21 protein-coding genes are annotated in these 23,477 nt (G+C 44.8%); 9 read left to right on the top strand and 12 right to left on the bottom strand.

The annotated features are described in order from the left end of the window. Positions 1–417 precede the first annotated feature (417 nt). On the top strand, positions 418–546 hold the full coding sequence (locus tag ABL924_RS07695; RefSeq protein WP_349026494.1) for a hypothetical protein: 129 nt from the start codon (positions 418–420) through the stop codon (positions 544–546). A 323-nt stretch (positions 547–869) separates the two neighbouring features. On the opposite strand, the gene rpsI is transcribed toward ABL924_RS07695, so the two are convergent. From rpsI to def, 8 genes are all read right to left on the bottom strand, one after another. Beyond that, positions 870–1,265, bottom strand: coding sequence for a 30S ribosomal protein S9 (rpsI, locus tag ABL924_RS07690; RefSeq protein ID WP_349026493.1), 396 nt, complete (start codon positions 1,263–1,265; stop codon positions 870–872). 11 nt (positions 1,266–1,276) lie between these two features. Further along, complete coding sequence (gene rplM / locus ABL924_RS07685) at positions 1,277–1,705, bottom strand: 50S ribosomal protein L13 (protein WP_349026492.1); 429 nt, start codon at positions 1,703–1,705, stop codon at positions 1,277–1,279. Positions 1,706–1,985: 280 nt separating this feature from the next. After that, entirely contained in the window at positions 1,986–3,347 is a 1,362-nt protein-coding gene (locus ABL924_RS07680; protein ID WP_349026491.1) for a sigma-54 dependent transcriptional regulator, read from the bottom strand. A gap of 18 nt (positions 3,348–3,365) precedes the next feature. Beyond that, complete coding sequence (locus ABL924_RS07675; RefSeq protein WP_349026490.1) at positions 3,366–5,507, bottom strand: ATP-binding protein; 2,142 nt, start codon at positions 5,505–5,507, stop codon at positions 3,366–3,368. Next, positions 5,489–6,061, bottom strand: a complete 573-nt coding sequence (locus ABL924_RS07670; protein WP_349026489.1) for a DUF4390 domain-containing protein — start codon at positions 6,059–6,061, stop codon at positions 5,489–5,491. Before ABL924_RS07670 ends, ABL924_RS07675 begins: the two co-directional genes overlap by 19 nt. Continuing rightward, entirely contained in the window at positions 6,039–7,328 is a 1,290-nt protein-coding gene (gene rsmB, locus ABL924_RS07665) for a 16S rRNA (cytosine(967)-C(5))-methyltransferase RsmB (RefSeq protein ID WP_349026488.1), read from the bottom strand. The genes ABL924_RS07670 and rsmB overlap by 23 nt, the downstream gene beginning before the upstream one ends. 7 nt (positions 7,329–7,335) lie before the next feature. Next, entirely contained in the window at positions 7,336–8,259 is a 924-nt protein-coding gene (fmt, locus tag ABL924_RS07660) for a methionyl-tRNA formyltransferase (RefSeq protein WP_349026487.1), read from the bottom strand. Position 8,260: 1 nt separating this feature from the next. Continuing rightward, the gene (gene def, locus ABL924_RS07655; RefSeq protein WP_349026486.1) at positions 8,261–8,767 is read right to left on the bottom strand and encodes a peptide deformylase; all 507 of its coding nucleotides are present in this window, start codon (positions 8,765–8,767) and stop codon (positions 8,261–8,263) included. Positions 8,768–8,864: 97 nt separating this feature from the next. Here def and ABL924_RS07650 point away from each other — a divergent pair, with 97 nt between their 5' ends. From ABL924_RS07650 to topA, 4 genes are read left to right on the top strand one after another with little or no spacing between them, the layout of a single operon-like run. Continuing rightward, the gene (locus ABL924_RS07650; RefSeq protein WP_349026496.1) at positions 8,865–10,001 is read left to right on the top strand and encodes a LysM domain-containing protein; all 1,137 of its coding nucleotides are present in this window, start codon (positions 8,865–8,867) and stop codon (positions 9,999–10,001) included. Positions 10,002–10,051: 50 nt separating this feature from the next. Beyond that, positions 10,052–11,104 (top strand): DNA-processing protein DprA, encoded by a 1,053-nt coding sequence (dprA, locus tag ABL924_RS07645; protein WP_349026485.1) that lies wholly within the window; start codon positions 10,052–10,054, stop codon positions 11,102–11,104. 13 nt (positions 11,105–11,117) lie between these two features. Further along, positions 11,118–11,585, top strand: coding sequence for a DUF494 domain-containing protein (locus ABL924_RS07640; RefSeq protein ID WP_349026484.1), 468 nt, complete (start codon positions 11,118–11,120; stop codon positions 11,583–11,585). Between the two features lie 23 nt (positions 11,586–11,608). Continuing rightward, entirely contained in the window at positions 11,609–13,936 is a 2,328-nt protein-coding gene (gene topA, locus ABL924_RS07635; protein ID WP_349026483.1) for a type I DNA topoisomerase, read from the top strand. A gap of 243 nt (positions 13,937–14,179) precedes the next feature. Here topA and ABL924_RS07630 read toward each other — a convergent pair whose 3' ends face one another. From ABL924_RS07630 to ABL924_RS07615, 4 genes are all read right to left on the bottom strand, one after another. Beyond that, complete coding sequence (locus ABL924_RS07630; protein WP_349026482.1) at positions 14,180–17,878, bottom strand: DUF748 domain-containing protein; 3,699 nt, start codon at positions 17,876–17,878, stop codon at positions 14,180–14,182. After that, positions 17,817–19,112, bottom strand: a complete 1,296-nt coding sequence (locus ABL924_RS07625) for an ammonium transporter (protein ID WP_349026481.1) — start codon at positions 19,110–19,112, stop codon at positions 17,817–17,819. Before ABL924_RS07625 ends, ABL924_RS07630 begins: the two co-directional genes overlap by 62 nt. Before the next feature lie 19 nt (positions 19,113–19,131). Continuing rightward, positions 19,132–19,470, bottom strand: coding sequence for a P-II family nitrogen regulator (locus ABL924_RS07620; RefSeq protein ID WP_349026480.1), 339 nt, complete (start codon positions 19,468–19,470; stop codon positions 19,132–19,134). Positions 19,471–19,651: 181 nt separating this feature from the next. Beyond that, complete coding sequence (locus ABL924_RS07615; protein WP_349026479.1) at positions 19,652–20,062, bottom strand: transposase; 411 nt, start codon at positions 20,060–20,062, stop codon at positions 19,652–19,654. Between the two features lie 74 nt (positions 20,063–20,136). Here ABL924_RS07615 and ABL924_RS07610 point away from each other — a divergent pair, with 74 nt between their 5' ends. The 4 genes from ABL924_RS07610 to ABL924_RS07595 all read left to right on the top strand — a co-directional run bounded on the left by ABL924_RS07610 (position 20,137) and on the right by ABL924_RS07595 (position 23,101). Beyond that, complete coding sequence (locus ABL924_RS07610) at positions 20,137–20,343, top strand: hypothetical protein (protein ID WP_349026478.1); 207 nt, start codon at positions 20,137–20,139, stop codon at positions 20,341–20,343. After that, positions 20,340–20,720, top strand: coding sequence for a type II toxin-antitoxin system death-on-curing family toxin (locus ABL924_RS07605; protein WP_349026477.1), 381 nt, complete (start codon positions 20,340–20,342; stop codon positions 20,718–20,720). Before ABL924_RS07610 ends, ABL924_RS07605 begins: the two co-directional genes overlap by 4 nt. Before the next feature lie 96 nt (positions 20,721–20,816). Then, positions 20,817–21,941 carry an adenine-specific methyltransferase EcoRI family protein gene (locus ABL924_RS07600; protein WP_349026476.1) on the top strand — a complete coding sequence of 375 codons (1,125 nt, stop codon included), beginning with the start codon at positions 20,817–20,819 and terminating at the stop codon, positions 21,939–21,941. Then, positions 21,938–23,101, top strand: a complete 1,164-nt coding sequence (locus tag ABL924_RS07595; protein WP_349026475.1) for a DUF262 domain-containing protein — start codon at positions 21,938–21,940, stop codon at positions 23,099–23,101. Before ABL924_RS07600 ends, ABL924_RS07595 begins: the two co-directional genes overlap by 4 nt. Positions 23,102–23,477: the final 376 nt, after the last annotated feature.

Raw genomic sequence — 23,477 nt, 5'->3', positions numbered from 1 at the left:
GTTTGGTCGTTTCGTTTGAATGTTATTCATATTCATGGTCACCTCTAATGACATTATAAATCTGCCTCTAGAAGTGCCCTGTTTAATTAAACCATTTCACTTTCGCTTGGAAGGCATTGTAATACCATCTGTTGCCACTCACTTTAACCAATGCATTGTTTTATACGTTATTTTGGCTGTTTCTGGAATACCTAGCTCCCAGTTGCTTTACAAATCTGTCGCATCAGGTGAGTATTTTAATCCAGGGCTCACCGCTATTGTTTACACAATTCCTTTTTTTGTTGCGTTAGCTGGTATTATTACAAATGGTCTCGCACTTTACGTAAGAAAAATGGGATCAGAGTAAAACTAAATGCCTCTCAATCCCGTGTGTTGGGTATTTTATGGGTTGGCGGTGAGGTACGACCCCCAAATTTTTTGGCACGATTTATTGGGGTTCGCAAGATAACCTTCGAGACCGATTGCCAAGGTCAACCGATCAGCCATGAAGACGGTAGCCAACTTGGGCTAGTGTCCGTCGAACCGCACAGCACCGACGCGATTTGACTGAAGAAAGGCAAAAACCTCGTACGGCGGGTTAGTTGTAGGGCGCGGTTAGCCCGCGCAAACCCACTGTGCCTAAACAACTACTGGAGTTCATGCGCGGCTTAACCCGCCGAATGTGATGAGCTTCGATATGGTGGATTACGACACGCGGAAATACTTTGCTTATCTTTAAATCTGGCTGATTTGCGCGTCAAATCCACCCTACGCGCTGGCATTTAATCAATCGTCGCGGTTAGCGACACAATAAATATATGTGCCGTCATACAACAAAAAAGGCCTGTGTTTTTGCAAACACAGGCCTTTTTCTCGGAACAGATAAACGATTAACGCTTTGAGTACTGCGGACGTTTTCTGGCTTTATGCAAACCGACTTTCTTACGTTCAACGATACGTGAATCGCGGGTTACGTAACCGGCTTGTCTGAGTGCGGGACGTAGGGTTTCGTCATATACCATCAACGCACGGGTCAAGCCGTGGCGAATCGCACCAGCTTGTCCAGAAGGCCCGCCGCCTTTAACAAAAACATTGACATCAAATTTGGTTTCCATGTCAACGCATTCCAATGGTTGACGTGACACCATTTGGTCTGTTTTACGACCAAAATAGTCTTCAATCGATTTTGTGTTAATCGTAATCTTGCCAGTGCCTTTCGTTGCGTAAACGCGAGCTATCGCACATTTACGACGACCTGTTCCATAATATTGCGCTGCTGCTGTCATGGTCTTCCTGCTTAAATGTCTAAAACTTTAGGCTGTTGTGCCTGATGATCGTGCTCAGGGCCTGCATATACTTTCAATTTCTTGAACATTGCACGACCAAGTGGGTTGTTTGGTAACATGCCTTTAATCGCTGTGTTAAGAATGCGATCAGGAAATGTTTTTCTTAATTTAGCTAGGTTAACAGTTTTAAGATTGCCGATATAACCTGTGTGATGTTGATACAGCTTATCTTGCTCTTTAGTGCCGGTAACGCCAATCTTTTCAGCGTTGACGACGATGATGTAATCGCCGGTATCGACATGCGGGGTATATTCAGGCTTGTGTTTGCCACGTAGACGGCTTGCAATTTCAGATGCCAGACGACCCAAGGTCTTGCCTTCTGCGTCTACCACATACCAGTCGCGCCTAACTTCTGCGGGCTTTGCACTAAATGTTTTCATCGTTACTTTGTCTTGCTGTTAAAGGCTTAAAAAAAGAAGCGGAATTATACTAAATCTTTGCATTGCTATCAAACTTATTTACTGAAAGGGCTTAATTAGTGCGTTAACATGAACATCTTTAGCTTTAGGAACTCCCTATGAATCCCCTCATCCCAACCTTCTCGGCAATAGCTGAGGTACAGGATGTACTGAATGCAGCAAACGCAGGAGCAGTTTGTCGTCCTGCATTGCCCTACTACCTACATCCATGTAGGCATCCCAGAGGGAGAAGGAGATTTTTTTATAGTTTGATGTTCAAGGAATGCAATTTTCGGTACAGGTGGGTGCGCTCGATACCGACGGCTAAGGATAATTTTGCTACGCTGCCACCTGAACGCTCATAGTGGTACTCTAGGTAAGCTTTTTCAAATTGATCCCGGGCATCTTTTAAGGGCAAGTTATAAAAATCCGGTATGGATGCTGAAGGCGCAGAATCACTAATAACAGTCCCCAATGCCAGTTTTACTTCATCCAGTTCGATTTCTTCGCCTACACCCAGAATCATCAGTCGCTGTACCAGATTTTTCAGCTCTCTGACATTTCCGCGCCAACTGTAGTTGCGTAAAAAATTCTGCGCAGACATCGAAAACTTCCTGAATGGCAATTTGTCGTGGCTGACGAAATAGTCAACGTAAAAACTCAACAAACCTGGAGTGTCTTCGCTGTGTTCCCTTAGCGGTTGAATGTTTAAAGTGACTTCGTTCAACAAGTAATAGAGGTCGTGACGAAAGCGCCCCGATTTAACTTCGTCCGCCAAGTCGATTCGTGTTGATGCCAGTACGCGAACGTCCACCCGCACTGCCTCGCTGCCGCCTACACGCAAGAACGAGCTTGATGCTAAGGCACTGAGCAATCTTAGCTGCGTCTCCTGATCCATTCCGGCAATTTCGCTTAAGAACAAGGTGCCGCGATTTGCCCGTTCTAGCAATCCAGGGAAAACCCTGCTGTCATGTTCCTTGCCAAAAAACTCCACGGCGGCATTTTCCGGTGAAATGCTGCCTACCGCGACATCGACAAATGAACCATCCCTCCTAGCACTATTATTGTGTAAGTAACGGGCATATAGCTCTTTACCTGCCCCAGCTTCACCAACGAACAATACTCTGGTATCGTGTTGAGCTAGGCGTTTTAGCTGGTCTTTAGTACGGGCAACAGCCGCACTTTTGCCGACTGGTTCTATGTCGGTCACCAATTGTTGCTTAAGTCCGGCATTTTCCCTTTGTAAGTTGCTGGCTTCCAATGCCCTCGCCACGATCAGCAAGAGTTTTGCCAAAGATAAGGGTTTTTCCAGGAAGTCGTAAGCACCGAGCTTGGTGGCTTCCACGGCTGATTCCACCGAACCATGCCCTGACATCATTACGACGGGACACAGCAATGAATCTTCTGCAACCCATTCTTTTAATAGAGTTATGCCATCGGTATCGGGCATCCAGATGTCCAGCAGGATCAGATGAGGATTTGTGGAATCCTTAAGCGTTCGCGCTTCCGTGGCGTTTTCCGCTGTTGTAACCTGATAACCTTCATCTTCGAGAATTTCGCACACTAAACGGCGAATTTCCGGCTCATCATCTACAACCAATAATCGAGGTGTTTGCTCATTCATAGTCTTTACGCTGTTACATTAAACCGTGGGGAGTTGGATGATAAAACCGGCACCTACCTTACGGCGCGTATCAACCCATATAGAACCACCATGCTCTTCAATGATTTTTTTCACAATCGCCAAACCTAAGCCAGTGCCTTTGGTCTTGGTGGTGACATAAGGCTCAAAAATTTGTTCAATTTGCTCTTCTTTAATGCCTGGGCCATCGTCATAAATCGCCATTTCGATAAAATCGGAATAGTTTTTTTGCACCCTGGATAAATGAATTTCGATTTGTCCTTCAGCGCCTATGGCTTCCAGGGCGTTAATAATTAAATTATGCACCACTTGCCTGAGACTAACCGGATCACCTTTTATTAATAACTCACCGGTTTCAAATTCGACTTTGAATTGTATCCCAGGTTTTACTGGATACAATGCTAACACTTCTTGTACCAATACAGCCAAGTCTATATCAGTGGCTTGTTTTTTGGCCGGTTTGGCGTATTGGGCAAAGTCATCCACCATTTCTTTCATTGCCTCAACCTGTTGCACTATCGTGCGGGTGGACTTTTGCAAGATTTCGGCATCATTGGCTTCCAGTTTTGTTGCAAGCTTCACTTGTAAACGTTCTGCTGATAGCTGGATAGGGGTCAGGGGGTTTTTGATTTCATGCGCCAAACGCCTCGCCACCTCGCCCCAAGCAGCACTTTTTTGCGCTTGAATCAAATCCGTCACATCATCAAATACCACAACAGCACCGACTCGCTGACCTTCTTGCGAAAATAATGGTGTTCCTCGGCACAATAGCTCTTGGCGACCATTCGGGCCTAAAAATGCGATCCGTTGCTGCCAAATATCATCGGCTTGTTCAAGCAAACGCTGGATTGATTTTAAAGGTTCGGCCAATTCTTGATAGTTCTCGACCAGTTCCAGCAAAGTTTGCCCAATAAAGTGGTTAACATGAATGTGAAAAATCCGGTAAGCCGCCTGATTGGCCGTACGGATTTTATAGCCTTCATCAAAACTGATCACCCCTGCCGTCAAATTAGCGAGTATTGTTTCCAGGTATGCCCGTTGATTTTCTACCTCAACACCCGTCCGCCTAATCTCATTCCGCGCTTCACCGATTCGGCGTGTCATTACGTTAAAGGATTCGACCAGAAAACCCAAATCATCTTGTGCAGTAACGGGTAACTGTTGGTCATAAAGCCCAGAAGCCACTGCTTGCGTGCCTTTGACAAGGTTTTTTACCGGTGCGACGATATTGCGTATGCTGATAAATGCCACCCATATAGCCGCCAGCAAGCTCATCAATAACACCAGCGACAAGGTTAAAGAAAAGCTCCGTTTTAGAGAGTTCCTTAAATAATTCATCTCCTGATAGCGGAGAAAAGCAAATTCAACCGAATCCGCCAGATCGGCAATCCGTACCGGAACAGGATAAAGTGCTTGCAGATATTGCGGCTCTTGGCCTTTGATGACAACTATCGCCCGGATCATCAATTGGTCTTCCCTAACTGGCGCTAAAGCCACATATTCAGAGCTGCGTTGGAGCTGTAAGCGAATATTCTCATCGGGTAAGCTGGGCAATATGTCGCCGGGATTGATGCTGCTAGAGGCGATAATGCGGCCTTGCTTGGAAAAAAGCGTGACCTCAGATGCACCTGACAACATGAGCAGGTTTTCAACCTCCAAGGTTGCCATCGCCTCAGATGAATAATCCAGGTTCTCCGCCAATTGCTGGGTTTGCCGAAGATGCCAACGCATTCTTTGGTCCAGAGAAGCCTGGCTGAGTTCCAGCGCGTCTTCCATCGCCCGATCAATTTCGACGTTAAACCAGCTATCTATACCTTGGTGCAGGAACTGCATGGAAAAGAAAAAAACGATGGCTGCAGGAGCTAAAGCCAGCAATACAAACAAGGACATCATCCGAGTAGTGAGTTTAGAGCCCGCTTCACGTTTTTTTAATTGCCGTACTAAAGAATAAATATTGGCACCGACTAAGCCCAGCAAAATCACAGAACCCAAGGCATTAATCAGCAGTAGCCATGAAGACATTGCACTTAATTTCGATGATTCCTGCTGGGCTGAGCTCATCAATTGCAGCGACAGCAGAATCAAGCCAAACAATATGGCGACAGAGACCCAGATAGGCAGTTTTATTTTTTTAACGGCCATAAATACCAGTCACTGGAAAGATACCATTGCGGATTCGTATAAGCGATAGGGCGTAGGGGTAGCGGCAGGGCATCTCGTTCAAAAGTGATTTTCATTCCGGCGATATAAGATTCTTGATCGGAAATTTTGGCTTTTTCTACTAGCCGGTAATCTCGCAGCGTCGATAACGAATCCATGGCAGATTGCAGCGTGGAAAAGTTATCTACCGCGCCGTTGCTTTCATTGGTTATCCGATACATCTTCAATAAAGCATGGTATTGGATACGGTAACGGAAGCTTTTTTCGACCAGCGTGTTATCCCAAAGATAATCGTGGTGTTCCTGGACTTTAAATTCATACGTCCAGAATAGCGACACGCCATTGTTTAAGGCTTCTATGGCTTTTTCGCTCAATTGATAGTCAATGTCAGCAGTCAGTACATAATCGTTACCCAGCAAAGCGGTTTCGGCGCTTGTTACTTTGACCCCGGTGTCATTCGGGTAAGCTGATGCTGGGATCAGTAACAATAATAAATACAGCAATAGTGCCGTTTTATTTTTTAACGAGTCGCGCATAATAAAAGCCGTCCATTGAGGATTCGCCCGTCATAATTTGTCGTCCGCAGATACCAGGAATTCCCCATTCATCAGTGGTGATTGGTAGTTCGACAGCATCTTCATGCGTTGATAAAAAATCAACAATTTGGTCTTCATTTTCTTGTTTCAACACTGAGCAGGTCGCATACAAAAGCATTCCACCGTGTGCTAACAAAGGCCAGATGGCGTTTAGGATGATTTTTTGCAGGATTGTTAATGCGGCAATATCCGATTCCCTTCTTAATAGTTTGATGTCGGGATGACGACGGATTACCCCAGTCGCCGAACACGGCGCGTCCAGCAAAATTCGGTCAAACGGTTTACCGTCCCACCAGTCCTTAGGCTTGGCTGCATCGGCTATTATTAGCGTTGCTTGCAGATCCAATCGCCTTAGGTTTTCACCCACCCGCAGCATCCGGCTTTCATCAATATCGACAGCGACTAATTCACTTACATCAGGTTGTTGCTCCAGTATATGTGCGGTTTTGCCGCCCGGCGCGGCACACACGTCCAATACACGTTGTCCTGACTGTACATCAAGTAACTTTGTCGCCAATTGCGCGGCGATGTCTTGCACCGACACCCAACCGTCGGCAAAATGCGGTAACGCCTCAATAGGTACGGGTTTATCCAGAATAATTCCAGTAGCGGTAAAGTTAACAGGGTTTGCTGATAAATTTTTCTCAATTAACAATTGGAGATATTGATCTCTGGACGTTTTTGTCAGATTAACCCGCAAAGCCATCGGTGGTGGCTGATTGTTTTCCTGCAATATTGTTTCGGCTTGTTCCGGCCAATCGTGTTCTATATTTTTAATCAACCAGTTAGGGTGGCTTAAAGCCGCTGTTTTGACTTTATCTGCTTGTTGCTCGAATTCGTCTTGCTTCCTCAGATAGCCCCTAAGCACGGCATTAATCAACGCTTTAGCCCAAACTATTTTACGTCCAGCCTGTACGGTTTCCGAGACAGCGGCATGAGGTTTTACCCGCATATACTTAAGCTGATAAAGTCCAATTAATATCAGCGATTTTACTTCTAGCGACTTTAACGGCTTATCAATCAATGTGTTCAAGATGAAATCCAAGCGGTGATAAGTTCTGCATACGCCATAACATAAGGCTTGCACAAAGGCTTTGTCTTGGGCAGATTCAACTGTCTTAAGCGCGTGATCCAACGCCGATGTCAACGACTGTCCATCTTGCAGTACCCGTGTTATGACACGAGCAGCGATCCATCGAGTATTCAAAATGTAATCAACCGAGTTTTACTCCATGCGCTTGATGCGCGCTCAAAAAAGCCTGAATAGGTATTCGTTTTCCACCTGGCAATTGGACTTCATGCAAACGTAACAAGCAATCTCCGGTTGCTACGTCCAGGGTTTTGCTGGTGCAGATGACTGTGCCGGGATCAGCTTTGATGTCAGATGCCAACGTTTCGGCTTGCCAAATTCGTAATACCTGACCTTTATACCGTGTTTGTGCGACAGGCCAGGGATTAAGTCCTCTTACTATCCTATCCAATTGTTCCGCAGATTGCGTCCAATCGAGTTCGGCTTCGGTTTTGCTCAGTTTTTCCGCGTAAGTGACTAAGCTTTCATCCTGAATTTCAGCTTGCACAGTGCCAGATTCGATCTGTGCAAGCACTTTTTCCAAACCAACCGCAGCTAAAGCAGCCAGTTTATCGTACAAATCACCGGAGGTATCTTGTGCCGTAATCGCACATTCTTCCTTGTGCAGCATATCACCAGCATCGAGTTTGTGAATAATCCGCATAATGGTTACGCCAGTTTTTTTGTCCCCAGCCATCAAAGCCCGCTGAATCGGCGCTGCACCGCGCCAGCGCGGCAACAGGGAGCCATGAGCATTAAGGCAGCCGAATTTCGGACTGTCCAGAGCGGCTTGCGGAAGGATCATACCATAAGCCACCACTACCATCAGGTCAGGGTCCAAATCACGAAGTTGCTGCAAATCAGCATCTGGCTTTAGGCTAATGGGTTGAAATACGGGAATCCCGGTACTCAATGCCAGCTCTTTAACCGGACTGGGCTGCATTTTGCGGCCCCTGCCAGCAGGTCGGTCAGGTTGGGTGTAGACCGCGCAGACTTCATGTTTGGATGCCAACAACATTCGTAAGCTCGGAACGGCGAATTCGGGCGTTCCCGCAAAAATAATCCGCACGTCAGTTTTGTTCCAGCTTGTGGAGTTTCTCCAGTTTTTTCTTGATGCGCTGCCGCTTAAGGGACGATATATAATCCACAAATAATTTACCTTCCAGATGATCCAGCTCGTGTTGTATACACACTGCTAGTAAAGCATCTGCTTCCATTTCAAAAGGCTTGCCTTCCTTATCCAAGGCTTTTACCTTGATGTGTTCGGCGCGTTTAACCGTTTCAAAAAAACCAGGCACTGACAAACAGCCTTCTTCAGACTCTTCAACGCCGTCTTTTGCAATAATTTCTGGATTAATCAAACACAAAGGGTTATCTTTCGCTTCGCTCACATCAATGACGACAATGCGCTGGTGGACGTTGACCTGGGTTGCGGCCAAGCCGACACCTTTCGCCGAATACATGGTTTCCAGCATGTCGTCGACCAGTTTTTTGATTTTTCCATCGACAACCTGAACTTCAGCCGCTTTTTTGCGCAAACGGTCGTCAGGAAATTCGAGAATAGTTAAAACGCTCAACAAACTCTCCACTATAATTAGTTAATACTGGAATTCTATATGAATTCATCTAAACTTTGAATTCATAATGATTAAAAAGACACCACGGGAATACACTATGGTTTTTAGAACACTTTTAGGATTAGTAGTTTCTTTTTTTGTAAGCGCATCAGTATGGGCATACGGAACAGGTGAATTATCGATCAATCCATCCCATCCCAACCAATACACCGTTGTCCAAGGTGATACCTTATGGGATATTTCGGGGAAGTTTCTAAATCATCCTACCCAATGGCCACAACTGTGGAGCTACAACTCCCAGATTAAAAACCCACACCTGATTTATCCTGGGCAAACCATTTACTTTTCTGTCGTTGATGGCAGGCCTAGGTTGAGTTTTTCCAAGGGCAACGAAGGTTATCAAGAATCTGGTGTCATGCCGTCTAGCGATACTTGTGTCGTTAGTGAAGAGGATATCCACAATGGCCGTACCAGTTTTGCAATGGCACAAGGTGGCAAATTGTCACCCTGTATCCGCGAAACCAGCCAAAAAGCAGCCATTCAGTTGATTCCTACGGAAACCATCGCCAAATACTTGACCTCTCCCAAAGTTGTCGGTGTCAACGAACTCAATACCGCGCCTTATGTGGTCGATTTTGCGGGTGAGCATCTGATTGCAGCAACCGGCGACAAACTTTATGTGCGTACAATTATCGAGCCGAAAACCTCGACATATACCTTATATCGGTCTGGTGAGACGTTTAAAAGTCCTGAAACTGGCGAAGTATTAGGCTATGAGGCCAAATACATTGCCGATACATCCCTGGTGCAAGAAGGCGATCCGGCAACTGTTGTTATCGACAAATCAATCAGTGATATTATGCTGGGTGACCGGCTCATGCCAAAACCTGAGGAACAGTTCACGTTGAATTATTTTCCAAGACCGCCCGAAGAAAGCATAAAAGGCAGCATTATTTATGTGCTTGATGGGGTAAACCAAATTGGTAAATATAATGTCGTCGTGATTGATAAAGGTACTAAAGATGGTTTACTGCCGGGGCATGAGCTTGAAATCTTTAAACGTGGCAGAATTGCCAGGGATACCTATAGCGTGGTCAAGAACGATCAGGTGAAGCTTCCTGATGAAATAGCCGGAACTTTGATGGTTTTCCGGCCTTTTGAACGCGTGAGTTATGCGTTGGTCATGAAGGCCTCACAAGCCATCCATGTTCTCGACAAAGTCCAAACCCCCTGAATACATCCGACCCAGCAAATACCGACGACATTAAATACTGGCTTGCGCTATTGCGTACGCCAGGTGTCGGCGGCAGGACTTTCCTTAGGCTGCTCGAAAGCCATACACCGGCACAGTTATTTGCAGAATCTACTGCGGCACTTTCCGCGTTAGGTCTTAAAAGCGACATCGTACAGGCCATTAAAAATCCAGATTGGTCGATTGTTGATTTTGATCTCGCCTGGTTGGAGCAAAACAATAATGCCGTTCTTACCTTGTTTGATCCTGATTATCCCGCCCAACTTAAAGAAATCCACGATCCACCGCCAGTCCTGTTTGTACGGGGCAATCCTGAGCTGTTATCTCTGCCGCAGATTGCCATTGTTGGCAGCCGTAATCCCTCGACAATAGGCATGGAAACCGCCACCGCCTTTGCCAAAACTTTAAGTCAATACGGTTTTGTCATTACCAGCGGCTTAGCATTGGGAATTGATGCCGCCAGTCACCAAGGTGCATTGAGCGCCAAAGGCTACACCATTGCCGTCGCAGGAACTGGGCTGGATCGCGTGTATCCGGCGCGGCATATTGATTTGGCAACGGAAATCGTCAATACCGGCGCGATGGTGTCCGAATTCCCCCCCGGTACTTTGGCAAAAGCCAACCACTTCCCCAGACGCAACCGTATTATCAGCGGACTGTGCCAAGGTTTGCTGGTGGTTGAAGCCGCCAAGCAAAGTGGCTCATTAATTACCGCACGGATGGCATTGGAACAAAACCGGGAAGTCTTTGCTATTCCAGGTTCTATCCATAACCCATTGGCGCGAGGTTGCAACGCACTGATCCGTGAAGGCGCTAAACTGGTCGAAACCACACAGGATATTCTTGAAGAATTTAATCAATATATTCAACAAGATGAAAACATTTCTGGAGGAACATTACAAACAACGCTTGACCTGGAGCAACAAACACTATTGAATCGCGTCATGTTCAGCCCAACTTCCATCGACAAATTGGTTGAAGAATCCAGAACATCGGTAGAAGTCATCTCATCCATGCTATTGATATTGGAGTTATCTGGATACGTAGAGGCGAACGCTGGCGGTAGCTATACCCGTTTGAAATAAACCGACTGAACCTATGAAAGAAACTATTTTTGATGTCCTGATGTACCTTTTTGAACATTATATGGAAGATGAGCTTGAAATTCTTCCAGACAGTGACAGCGTCAGGACAGAATTATTGGCAGCGGGTTTTGAGACTTGCGAAGTCAATAAAGCCTTTGTTTGGTTGGAATCGCTTAGCTTGCAACGCGGAATACGTCCCACGATTGCCACTTCGTTCCGCATTTTCAGCAATGAAGAAAAGGCCAAGCTGGATCTTGAATGCCGCGATCTAATTATGTTTCTTGAACGTAGCGACATCTTAAATTCCGCCAATCGGGAAGTGGTCATAGACCGTGCGCTGGCACTCGAAGATGAAGAACTCTCCATCGAAAAACTCAAGTGGATTGTCATGCTGGTATTGCTCAGCCAACCGGACGAAGAAATTGCCTTTTCCAGAATGGAAGATATAGTTTACGACCTCGTACCCACTTATTTAAATTAATCCCTCCGCTTGCATTTGATTGAATGAGCAAGAACCTCGTTATTGTAGAATCCCCGGCCAAAGCCAAAACCATTGAGAAGTATTTAGGCAAAGACTTCCATGTGTTGGCTTCGTATGGCCATGTCCGCGACCTTGTCCCCAAAGAGGGGGCGGTTGATCCCGACAACGATTTTGCCATGAAATATGAGCTGATTGAGCGCAACCAAAAGCACGTACAAACCATCAGTAAGGCACTTAAAGCGGCTGATGTTCTTTATCTGGCTACCGACCCTGACCGCGAAGGCGAAGCCATTTCCTGGCATTTGTACGAATTGCTCAAGGAAAAAAACCTATTAAAAAACAAGCCAGTGCATCGGGTTGTGTTCCATGAGATCACCAAAAAAGCGGTTACTGAAGCTATTGCCAACCCGTCAGAACTGGCTATCAATTTAATCAATGCCCAACAAGCTCGGCGGGCTTTGGATTATCTAGTTGGCTTTAAATTATCGCCGCTATTGTGGAAAAAAATCCGCCGTGGCTTATCCGCAGGTCGTGTGCAAAGCCCCGCTTTACGTATGATTGTCGAGCGTGAACTGGAAATCGAGGCTTTCAAAACCCGCGAATACTGGACGATAGATGCCGCATTAACCGCCCAGGAACAGGCGTTTAAAGCAAAGCTGACGCATTTTAACGGCGAAAAACTCAACCAATTCAGCATAACCGATGGCGAATTAGCAGAAAAAACCAAACAAACCTTACTGGATGCCGCCGACGGTCAGCTTGTCGTCAGCAAGCTGGAAAAAAAGCAGCAAAACCGCAATCCTGCTCCGCCTTTCATCACTTCAACGTTACAACAAGAAGCCTCACGTAAATTGGGTTTCACTACCAAGCGCACCATGATGGTAGCCCAGCAATTGTACGAAGGTATCGACATAGGTGGTGAAACGGCTGGCTTGATTACTTACATGCGTACTGATTCCGTGAACCTGTCTGTGGATGCCGTACAAGAAATTCGCACCTTGATCGCCGAAACATACGGCGCGGATAATGTCCCTAAAGAACCCCGCGTGTTCAAGACCAAGTCCAAAAACGCCCAAGAAGCGCATGAGGCGATACGTCCAACGTATCCGCGTCATCTGCCCAATCAGCTTAAAGCCCACCTCAGCGCAGAGCAATTTAAGCTTTACGATTTAATCTGGAAACGCAGCATTGCCTGTCAGATGATCCATGCCACTTTGAATCTGGTTGCCGTTGATCTAAGTTGTGGCAAAGATGGCAAACACACCTTCAGAGCAACAGGCTCCAGCATTGCCAATCCAGGCTTTATGGCGGTGTACTTGGAAGGCAAAGATGACACCAAGGAAAGTGACGATAAGGAAAACTTTTTGCCCTCTATGGAAGAAGGTCGTCCGGTCAAACTCAATGACATCAACGCCGGACAACACTTTACCGAGCCGCCGCCGCGTTACGGCGAAGCCAGCTTGGTCAAATCGCTGGAAGAACACGGTATAGGCCGCCCGTCCACTTACGCGTCGATCATTTCGACTTTACAGAACCGTGAATACGTCACGCTGGAAACCAAACGCTTCTACCCGACTGATGTCGGCAGGATCGTCAACAAATTCCTGACTGAACATTTCACCAAATATGTAGACTACGACTTTACCGCCAATCTGGAAGATGAGCTGGACGCGGTATCACGCGGCGAGCAGGATTGGATTCCGCTTATGACCAAGTTCTGGAAGCCGTTCAGCAACTTAATCATTGAAAAAGAAGCGCAAGTCCAACGCAAAGATGTTACCCAAGAAGCCATTGACGAGAAATGTCCGCTTTGTGCCAGCCCTTTATCTATTCGTCTTGGACGAAATGGACGCTTTATCGGCTGTACTAACTACCCAGAATGCGCGTATACCCGTAACTTGAACGACGATGCCAGTGCCAGCACTGCGCCGGAAACCGTCGAAGGTCGCGTTTGTCCGACCTGTGAATCGCCTTTAGTATTTAAAGTCGGTAAGTACGGCAAATTTATCGGCTGTAGCGCATATCCCAAGTGCAAGCACATCGAGCCACTGGAAAAACCGCAAGACACAAAAGTCGAATGCCCACAATGCAAAAAAGGCACTATCCTCAAGCGCAAATCGCGTAACAGCAAAGTATTTTATTCCTGTTCCGAATATCCAAAATGCAATTATGCGCTTTGGAATGCGCCGATAAAAGATAGTTGCCCTGAATGCAATTGGCCCGTCCTGGTCGTAAAGGAAACCAAAACACGCGGCGTGGAAAAAACCTGCCCCCAAAAAGACTGCAAATACGCCACGCCTTATGAAGGCGATCCCGCTGATGTGCAAGGGCCTAAAGAAACAATAGTTTGATTACCTAATGCAAAGAGCCATCAAGAATCTTCCAAGGGGCAAGTTAAAGTGTTTGTGGAACGACATGAAATCTTGTAACGAGTGATAGTGTTACATTCAGTTTACTTGATGGACAAGAACGGGTAGTAAAAACCTAGTTGTGGGAGCTTATAGACGATCAGATGGTGCTGTTGTTCTGGTTAATTTTATAAAATAACCGAATCAATAAAATAACTTCGGGTACAAACATTTCTTTACAGCTAATCAATTAGTTTTCAACGATAAAGCGCTGACAATATCCTTACCTTCCCGCTTAGGATCAAGCGCCGAATCCAGGATAAAGACGCGCTCGTTGGGTACGCCGCCTTTCTGAACGATGTATTTGGCGATGGCTTGGGAACGTTCTGAAGCCAGATCTTTAAGGCGTTTTGGGTCTGGTTTGATAATTTCTGACAGCTTTTGTTTAGCAACCTTAAAAAAATCGCCTTCTGAACCAATCAATTTTGGCGTACCTAATAGGTTTTTCTTGCCTAGGGTTGGAAACTGTTTAATGAACGCATCCGCCAACAAATCGTTGTAGTCGTCTTCGGTCAATTCCACATATTCAGCACGGACTTTTTTGCCTGCATCCTCGCTCAATTCTACCGCTTTGATTTTTTTAAGCTGATCCAATAAGGCTTCTTCACGCAAAATAGGCCAATCCTGTTCTTCAAAAGCCGCGCCTTTAACTTCGATATTAAGCACGGGTTTTTCTTTCAATGCTTTGGCTACGCCATCCAATTTGCCTGTTTCCTTAGCGTCCAATACATCTTTACCGGGCGCAAAACTAACTGTACTCAAATCTTCATCACTACCTGCCAAAGATGCAATGGCATTAAATGGCGAAGTGACTATTTTGGTCAGCACATTAACCAGCGCATCAACGACAATCGCACCTATGCTGAATTGGGGATCTTCCAGGCTACCAGTCAACGGCACATCCAGCTTTATTTTGCCATCGGAATCTTTCAACAATGCGATTGCCAAACCAAGCGGCAGCGACACGGCATCGGGGTTATCAACTTTTTCGCCTAATTCAAGCTGGTCGATCAAGATATTATTCGATGCCTTCAACTGGCCTTTCTCCACTTGGTAATGCAAGCCCATCGTCAGCTTACCTTTCTCAATCTTATATCCAGCAAACTGCACCATATAAGGCGTGACTAAAGGCATGGGCATCCCATCAAATTTGAGATCCACATCGAAGTTGCCCTGGTATGGGCTGATTTCGCCCTTGATGTCCACGGGTGCAAGGTCGTAGGCGTTACCTTTTAGATCGACCTTGATGGTGGATTTTTGATCTGACGAAATGCCATGTGCGCCGCCATCTAGGCTTTTTATTTGCGCGGCAAACGGCAGTATTAGAGAAAGGTCGGCAAAATCTGATGAGCCATCAACTATTTTGACCTTATCCAATTTGAAAATTGGTTTGGTATTTTGTGATGTTTTGCTATGCGCCACTTTGACAGTTTTAACGGGTTTTGCCGACTTATCTGCTGCACCCTTTTCAGGAATCATGATGTCAGAAAAATTGATCGTTTTATCTTTTCTGATGGTGACTTTGGCATAAGGTTTTTCGATTAATAACAGCGCAGCGCTATAACGGTTTGCCAATAAATCGACATCTAAGTCTTTGAATGTTAAGTTAACCCATTTGACAAAATCCTTGCTTTGGATGTGGTCGCGGGTCAACAAGTTGGCAATTCCCGTGCTGCCTTTGAATTTTACATCCAAAGGTTTATCTTTCGGCTGCTGGACAGCTAGTTTGCCATTGATGTTGAATTTACCATCCAGCACATCTAACCGCGCAAATTTATCGACATAAGGCTGGAAAGTGTCCAGGTCAATATTTTTTATATCGAGATCTATTTTTGCCGCAAGTGGCGAAATTACAGTGTCACCTTTAAGTTTTATAGAACCGGTTTTGTTTACACCAATATCAAGTTGAAAAGGCAGTTTCGCTTCGGGTTTATTGGTGATGTTGCTGACTTTGAGATTAATCGGCTTAGCCGTCATTTTTACGGGTTTTTTGAGCGTTCTATCCTCAAAATTTACTGCGTAATTTTTCAACTCTAAGGTATTGATATTTAAAAGCCAATCTTTTTCAGGTAACACCGGTTGTGCAGCCGCAGTAGTCACTGTGGCTGCGGTTTTCACATCCTCTTTGAAATCAACAGATTTAGCGGTGGCGTAATCAGGTCGGGTAACTTCGACTTTTTTGCCTTCCGGTGTTGGAATCAGTTTTTGATAATTGAGTGAGCCGTCGGGATTGAGCCAAGCTTGAAATTCGGCATCTTTCGATGATATTAACGCTATCTTGACTTCCCTATTTTTTAAATCGACGTCCATATCGCTAAGACCAAAGGCCGGAATTTTGACCAAAGTTGCGTTTTCCCCTTTTTCAGCCAGATGCAAATCGTGAAACTCAAACTTGCCGTGGCTAACATGAATATCCTTGGCTTTCTGGGTTAAACCCAATTGATAGCTAGTTTCTAAGGTTAGTTCAGGAATTTTAACTTCGACCTTTTGCTGGTTAAGACCATTTAATAAAAGATTCTTGATTGCTATAGTGGCTTTGTTCGCAGCGACTTTAAGTCCATCCTTGGTTTGGTTAACAGTCACGTCTGTTTCATGGCTGAAATTAGGGATGGAAACAGTTATCGGATCGGATGCCTGATTGGAAAATTGCAGTTCGCGGCTATCCAGCTTGGCTTTCTTAACCACGACATCCAGGTTGCTGTTAGCGACAGTGATAATGGCATCGGTTTCAACGGAAAAAGTCGGTGTTTTCAGAAGGTTTTTGTCGGCGCTTTTGTCGGCAAACTGAAAATCTTTTAGCTCAAACTTGGTTTTCTTGATAGTGACTTTCAGGTTTTTTTTGTCTTGTTCTATCTTGTAATCAATATTGAATAACTCATGGCCTTGCAAATCGAAAGCGGCAGTCTCAGACAAGGCCAAAGCCAGCACTTTCTGCAACTGCAACTTATCCAGCTTTATTCCGCCTTCGGAAAAGATCGGATTAACGCCGACGCTTGCTTTCCAGTCCAATTTCCCACCGGACTTAAGTGCCAGGTTGAAATCCAGTTTGCCGCTTGCTTTGGCCTCAGTGCTTAAATTGCTTACATTGAGGTTAATTGGGGTTATTTCTTCTGATACGGGTTTGGCGAAATGTTTGTCGTCCCAGAATAGTTTCCCTTCTTTTATCGACAACTTGACGATATTGAGCGGGAACAGCTTGCTATCATCCGGTTTCTTTGGCTCTTCCTTCTTCTTAGGTTTCGCCATATCTTCAAAATTAAATTTGCCGTCTTTTAGCTTGGCAAGATGAACTGCGGGTTTTTTTAGGGAGATCTCATCAATCACCAAAGCCAGTTGTTTGATGGATTGGAAGCCATTTATATCAACGTTGAAATTGTCGAAATCTACAAACGGCTTACCGTTTTTTTCCAATATTTTAAAGCCCTGGATACTGGCGATAAGCGTAAACGGGTTGAATTCAATATTGGCAACCGAGGCTTTCCTCCCAGTTTCCTGCTGAATGATGCTGGGTATTTTTGATTTTAAAACCGCTGGCACTACATAAAAGCCTAGGACAGCATAAGCAGTAATTATGCTGACGGTAATGATAAGTGGCTTAAGGAAGCTTGCGAAAGGTTCTGGTAACTTGAGGTATTTCTGGTTGAGTTCTGCGATAAGGCCAGAATTAACCCTAACTGATGAGTTCTGTTCATCAGCCCCTTTATCTTTGCTAAATGGGCTGATCCCAGTTAAGCCTGAACGACCTTTACCTAATAGCCCGGAGAAGCGATCAACCATTGATCGCCACCCCAGGCTAAATTTAGACCGAAACTGCTGGCTGGCCTTAAATATCCAAGTAACCAGTTTCTTCATGTAAGACCTGATCCAGTCCTTGAACCTCTTCATCAGAGGTCACACGTAAACCAATAAAATTGTCTAAAACCTTAAGGATAAGGTAACTGAACATTCCGCTCCATGCGATAGTTGTTAATATCGCTAAGGCTTGAACACCAACTTGATGGCTAATCGTAACACCATCAGCAAGTCCGATACCACCCAAGCTGATGTCGGCAAATACGCCAGTTAGCAACGATCCGGTAATTCCACCAATGCCATGTACAGGGAAAACGTCCAGGGAATCGTCGATGATTAGCTTACGTTTGACAAATTGGGTAGCATAAAAACACACGATGCCAGCGGTTATGCCAATAGCTAATGCACCCGCAGGGCCGACAAAACCGGATGCTGGGGTAATTGTACCCAAGCCTGCTACCATGCCCGTTACGATACCTAATACGCTGGGTTTACCGTAACGTACCCATTCGATTGTCATCCAGGTCAATGAACCCGCCGCCGCACCAATATGGGTGACCAACATCGCCATCCCTGCGCGACCATCTGAGGTCAATGCGCTACCCGCATTAAAGCCGAACCAGCCGACCCACAACATTCCCGCGCCAGTTACAACCATCGTCATGTTGTGCGGCGGCATTGCAGTAGTTGGAAAACCCTTGCGCTTGCCGATAACCAAAGCTGAAACTAAAGCCGCAACACCAGCATTGATATGGATGACGATGCCACCCGCAAAATCCATTGCACCTAATGAGGCTAACCAGCCGCCACCCCAGATCCAGTGGCAAATCGGCACATAAACCAAGCATAACCATAAACCGCTAAACCATAACATCGCCGAAAACTTCATCCGCTCGGCAAATGCACCCACAATCAAGGCTGGCGTGATAATGGCAAAAGTCATTTGAAACATGAAATACAGCGTTTCTGGAATATCGCCAGTTAACGAAGCTGTACTTATATCTGGCAAAAATGCTTTCGACATCCCACCTAGGTATTTTTGCAGCTCGCCGCCATCCGAGAAAATCAGGCTGTAAGCGCCAGCCAACCAAAGTATGGATATTAAACAGGTAATCGCAAAACACTGCATCAACACCGATAGCACGTTTTTGCTCCTGACCAAGCCTGCATAAAATAGCGATAAGCCAGGGATAGTCATAAATAGCACCAGCGCGGTAGAAGTCAATATCCAGGCGGTATTCGCCTGGTTTAATTCAGCCGCTAAAACCAGCCCAGGAGCCAAAAGTAAAGTAAGGGCTAAGTATTTATAATTATTTTTAGTTTTCATCGTGTATCTTAAGCGCCGTTTAGATGGCATCTTCTCCCGTTTCGCCGGTCCTGATACGTATCACCTGATCCAGACTTGTCACAAATATTTTACCGTCACCAATCTTGCCTGTATTAGCGGCATTTACAATGGTTTCCACTGCCTTATCCACCACATCATCACTCACGGCGATTTCTAGCTTAACTTTAGGTAAAAAATCGACCACATACTCTGCGCCACGGTACAACTCGGTGTGGCCTTTCTGCCGACCAAAGCCTTTGACTTCGGTGGCAGTCACACCTGCCACGCCAATTTCAGACAAGGCTTCCCGCACATCATCCATCTTGAATGGTTTAATAATCGCTGTTATTAGTTTCATGATTTATCTCAATTATTTGTAGCTTGACGTTATGTATCGCTTAGGCTGCAATCATACACATTATTTATCAACATACAACGAGTAAACGGCATTCAAATACTAAAAAAACCTGTTTTTTATAGGTGATAGGGGCGCTAAACTTTTACGGGTTTCGTAAAACCTTGTGGAAAATCCAAAAATATCATTTTTCAGCACCGTGTGGAATTATGACCCCAAAATTAAGAAATTCTTGCTTGAATGGTTCAGTACATTTGTTACTTTCATCACTATTTGGCAAGCCATGGCCCAAAATATTTTCACGGATTCCCGATTTAAACGATTTCTTCTTTAACTTGTGCTTGGCAATTGTGAACAGCACCTTTGTCCTCAGCACTTCAAAACTATAACCACGGCCTTGCCTTGCATCTGGCTTGATGTGATTGTTGGCGGATTCGTTGTAAGCATTGGTGACCCTATGGTCGAAATAGTTAAATACCGCTTTGTGCCAGTTGTCGATTTCCCTGTCCAGATCGGCAAAATAGCCCCGGAGCCGATGGGGATGGATTCCTGTCATTCCAGACAGGCTAATTCTGCTTGCTAGGTCAAACAACAAGTGTCTTTTCCCTTTTGAAAACATAACATAAAGTCATATAATGTTATGTATTGTCATATTTTTAGGTAAACATCATGGCTACAATCCAAGTATCGGACGCTTTTCTTGAAAGGGCGAAAGCCGCCGCAAAAAAAGCCCATCGTTCCGTCCCTAAACAACTGGAATATTGGGAAGAAGTCGCCAGTGCAGCGGAAAACAAACTATCCGTCGCCCAGAAGATGGAACGCTTTGAACGCACACTTGAGAAATACGACCGTACCTTTGAAATCCTGTCCAAATGATCGAGCCAATTTGGATTGAATTGGAAGAAACCTTGCTGATTCACAGCCGCCTACTCCAAAAATACGGCGGCAGTGACGGCATCCGTGATAGTGGCTTGTTGCATTCCGCCTTGGCAAAACCAAAACAGTTTCTTTATTACACCGAAGCCACAACATTGCCTGATTTAGCGGCGGCTTACATGTCAGGCATTGTCAAGAACCACCCATTTATTGATGGCAACAAGCGCGTTGGGTTCGGTGTCGGCGTACTTTTCCTTGGCTTGAATGGACTTGACTTGAAGGCAGACCCAATTGATGCCGCCAACGTCATCTTGGAGTTGGCGGCCGGTAAAATGGATAGCGTGAAGTTGACCGATTGGCTCGTGGCAAATCTCTAAGCAACCGCAATGGTCGATAAGTTTGAACAATTGTTGGATAGCTGTAGGACGGCGCGAGACCCGCCTATAAGTCCTGTTAAGTTTGAGGAGTAAAAATTGGCAAATAACAATTTAGCGGATGCAAAAAGGGCAAAAAATGATGAGTTTTACACTCAATATAGTGATATTGAAAAAGAGATCAACGCTTACTTAGAATACGACCCCAATATATTTCGTGGCAAGACGGTTTTACTGCCTTGCGATGATCCAGAATGGAGCAATTTCACTAAATACTTTGCCCAAAATTTCGACCGTTTCGGGTTTAAAAAACTCATTAGCACCAGCTATGCGGTGAATAGCAAGCAATATAAATACGGCTATCAGGCGACTTTGTTTGAAATAAACGATCCGCAGTATGACGAAAACAAAACCGTCATTAATGGCAAAATTTTTACCCTTACTACTGACCGTACCCATGACGGCAAAATAGATATTAAGGATTTGGAATGGCATTACCTGGAGGGTGATGGCGATTTTAAAAGCGAAGAAATTAAACGATTAAGGGATGAAGCCGACATTATTATTACCAATCCACCTTTCTCGTTGTTTCGTGAGTTTTTAGCGTGGATTATAGAAGCCGATAAACAGTTTGTGATTATAGGTAATATGAATGCCATTACTTATAAGGAAGTTTTTCCGTTAATCAAGAACGATAAAATGTGGCTGGGAAACGGTTTTCACGCTGGCAACGCCTATTTTTCAACCCCTTTTGCCAATGAATACGCGGAAGGGATTTATAACCCCGAAACTGGCTTGGTGAAGTTTAGGAATGTTTGTTGGTTTACCAATCTTGACCACGGAAGACGCCATCAACCATTGCCGTTAATGTCGATGATTGATAATTTAAGGTTCAGCAAACATAAAGAAATTAAAGGCAAAGAATCATACGACAAATACGATAATTACGATGCTATTGAAGTGCCATTTACTGATGCGATTCCAAGTGATTATGATGGGGCAATGGGTGTACCGATTAGTTTTCTCGACAAATATAGCCCTGAGCAGTTTGAGATTATGGGCATAACGGACAGGGATAACAATTCAGGATTAAAAACTAGAGAATATACCGAAGAAGATGTAACTAACCCTGGTGATTTGAACAGACGGGGTGTAATCAGAATTGGAAGTGAGTATAAATCCACTTATGCTCGTCTCTTGATAAGGAGAAAGCCAAAAAAATGAAAACCACCCTAAAAACTAATGTCACAATAAAAGACATTTGCGAAGGCTTTGTATATAACGAGCTTGAAGGCAAGGGTTTGTTTGGCTTATCAGGAAAATTAACCATCCAGCCAGAATACCAGCGCAACTATATTTATGCTGACGGCAAAAAAGATGTGGCCGTGATTGAATCAATCTTAAAAGGCTATCCACTAGGGCTAATCTATTTTAACCAAGTCAATGAAGATAAATTTGAGGTGTTGGACGGGCAGCAACGCATTACCAGCTTTGGTCGTTTTATCACCAATAAGTTTGCCATTAAAGATGACAATGGCATGGAGCAATACTTTAGCGGCATAGCATCGGACAAGCAGGCTAAGATTTTGGAAACAAATCTTCTAATTTACGTCTGTGAAGGCACTGAAAGCGAAATCAAAGAGTGGTTTAAAACCATCAATATCGCCGGTGTACCATTAAATAACCAAGAATTGTTGAATGCGGTGTATTCAGGCCGCTTTGTGACCCTCGCTAAAGCCGAATTTAGCAACAGCAGGAATGCACATATCCAAAAATGGGCGGCGTATGTCAGCGGCAGCGCACTTAGGCAAGAATTTTTGGCAACCGCGTTAGATTGGGTAAGCAAAGGTAATATCGGCGACTACATGAGCCGTCACCGTAACGACGACAAAATTAGTGAGCTTAAAACCTATTTCAATAGCGTTATTGATTGGGTGTCGGGGGTATTTACAGGTGTAGAAGCAGAAATGCGTGGTCTTGAGTGGGGGCGCTTGTACGAGACATATCACAATAACCCTTACGACCCTAAAAAGGTATCCGAAAAGGTAAAAAATCTTTACAGTGATCCTTATGTAAAGAATCGAAAAGGAATTTTTGAGTATATTTTAGGCGGGTCAACCGATACAAAATTGCTGGATGTTCGTGTTTTCGATGAGGCCACCAAAAAATCAATTCACGCGAAACAAACAGAAGAGGCTAAAGCTAAAGGCATTTCAAACTGTCCTCTTTGCGCTATTGGACATGATGCCATTAAAACTAAGCTGTGGGCTTTGAGTGAAATGGATGCTGATCATGTTGCTGCATGGAGCAAAGGTGGAGCAACTGATTCGAGCAATTGCCAGATGCTATGTAAGACGCATAATCGTGCGAAAGGAAATAGGTAGTCTATCTTATTGATTTTATTAATTGTGCAGTTGCTACATAATAGCGACGACATGTAACTGTTACACTAGATTCTTACCGATTTTGACATAGTGAAATACGCGGGTTTTTCAACCATTTTCCACACGTTTTTACGAATATCTAGTTTTACAAACTCTATTCACAGGTAATGTTAAGTGAAGAGAAAGGGCAATCAATTCAACTATACTTTAGGAAACTTTGAATAAATTGATTCCATTCATGGTTCGACGACTGAAGGAAGTGCCTGTGGTGCAAGCTCACCACTAACGGAATCAACACCTTAACATTCGTGCTGAGCCCTTCGGCTACGCTCAGGAGAGCCTTGTCGAAGCACACAAGCCTTTCGACAGGCTCAAG

Origin of the sequence: Methyloglobulus sp., assembly GCF_040079455.1 — a bacterium.
Classification (GTDB): Bacteria; Pseudomonadota; Gammaproteobacteria; order Methylococcales; family Methylomonadaceae; genus Methyloglobulus.
The sequence above is the reverse complement of the archived record's forward strand: the minus strand, read 5'-3'. Positions and strand labels throughout refer to the sequence as shown.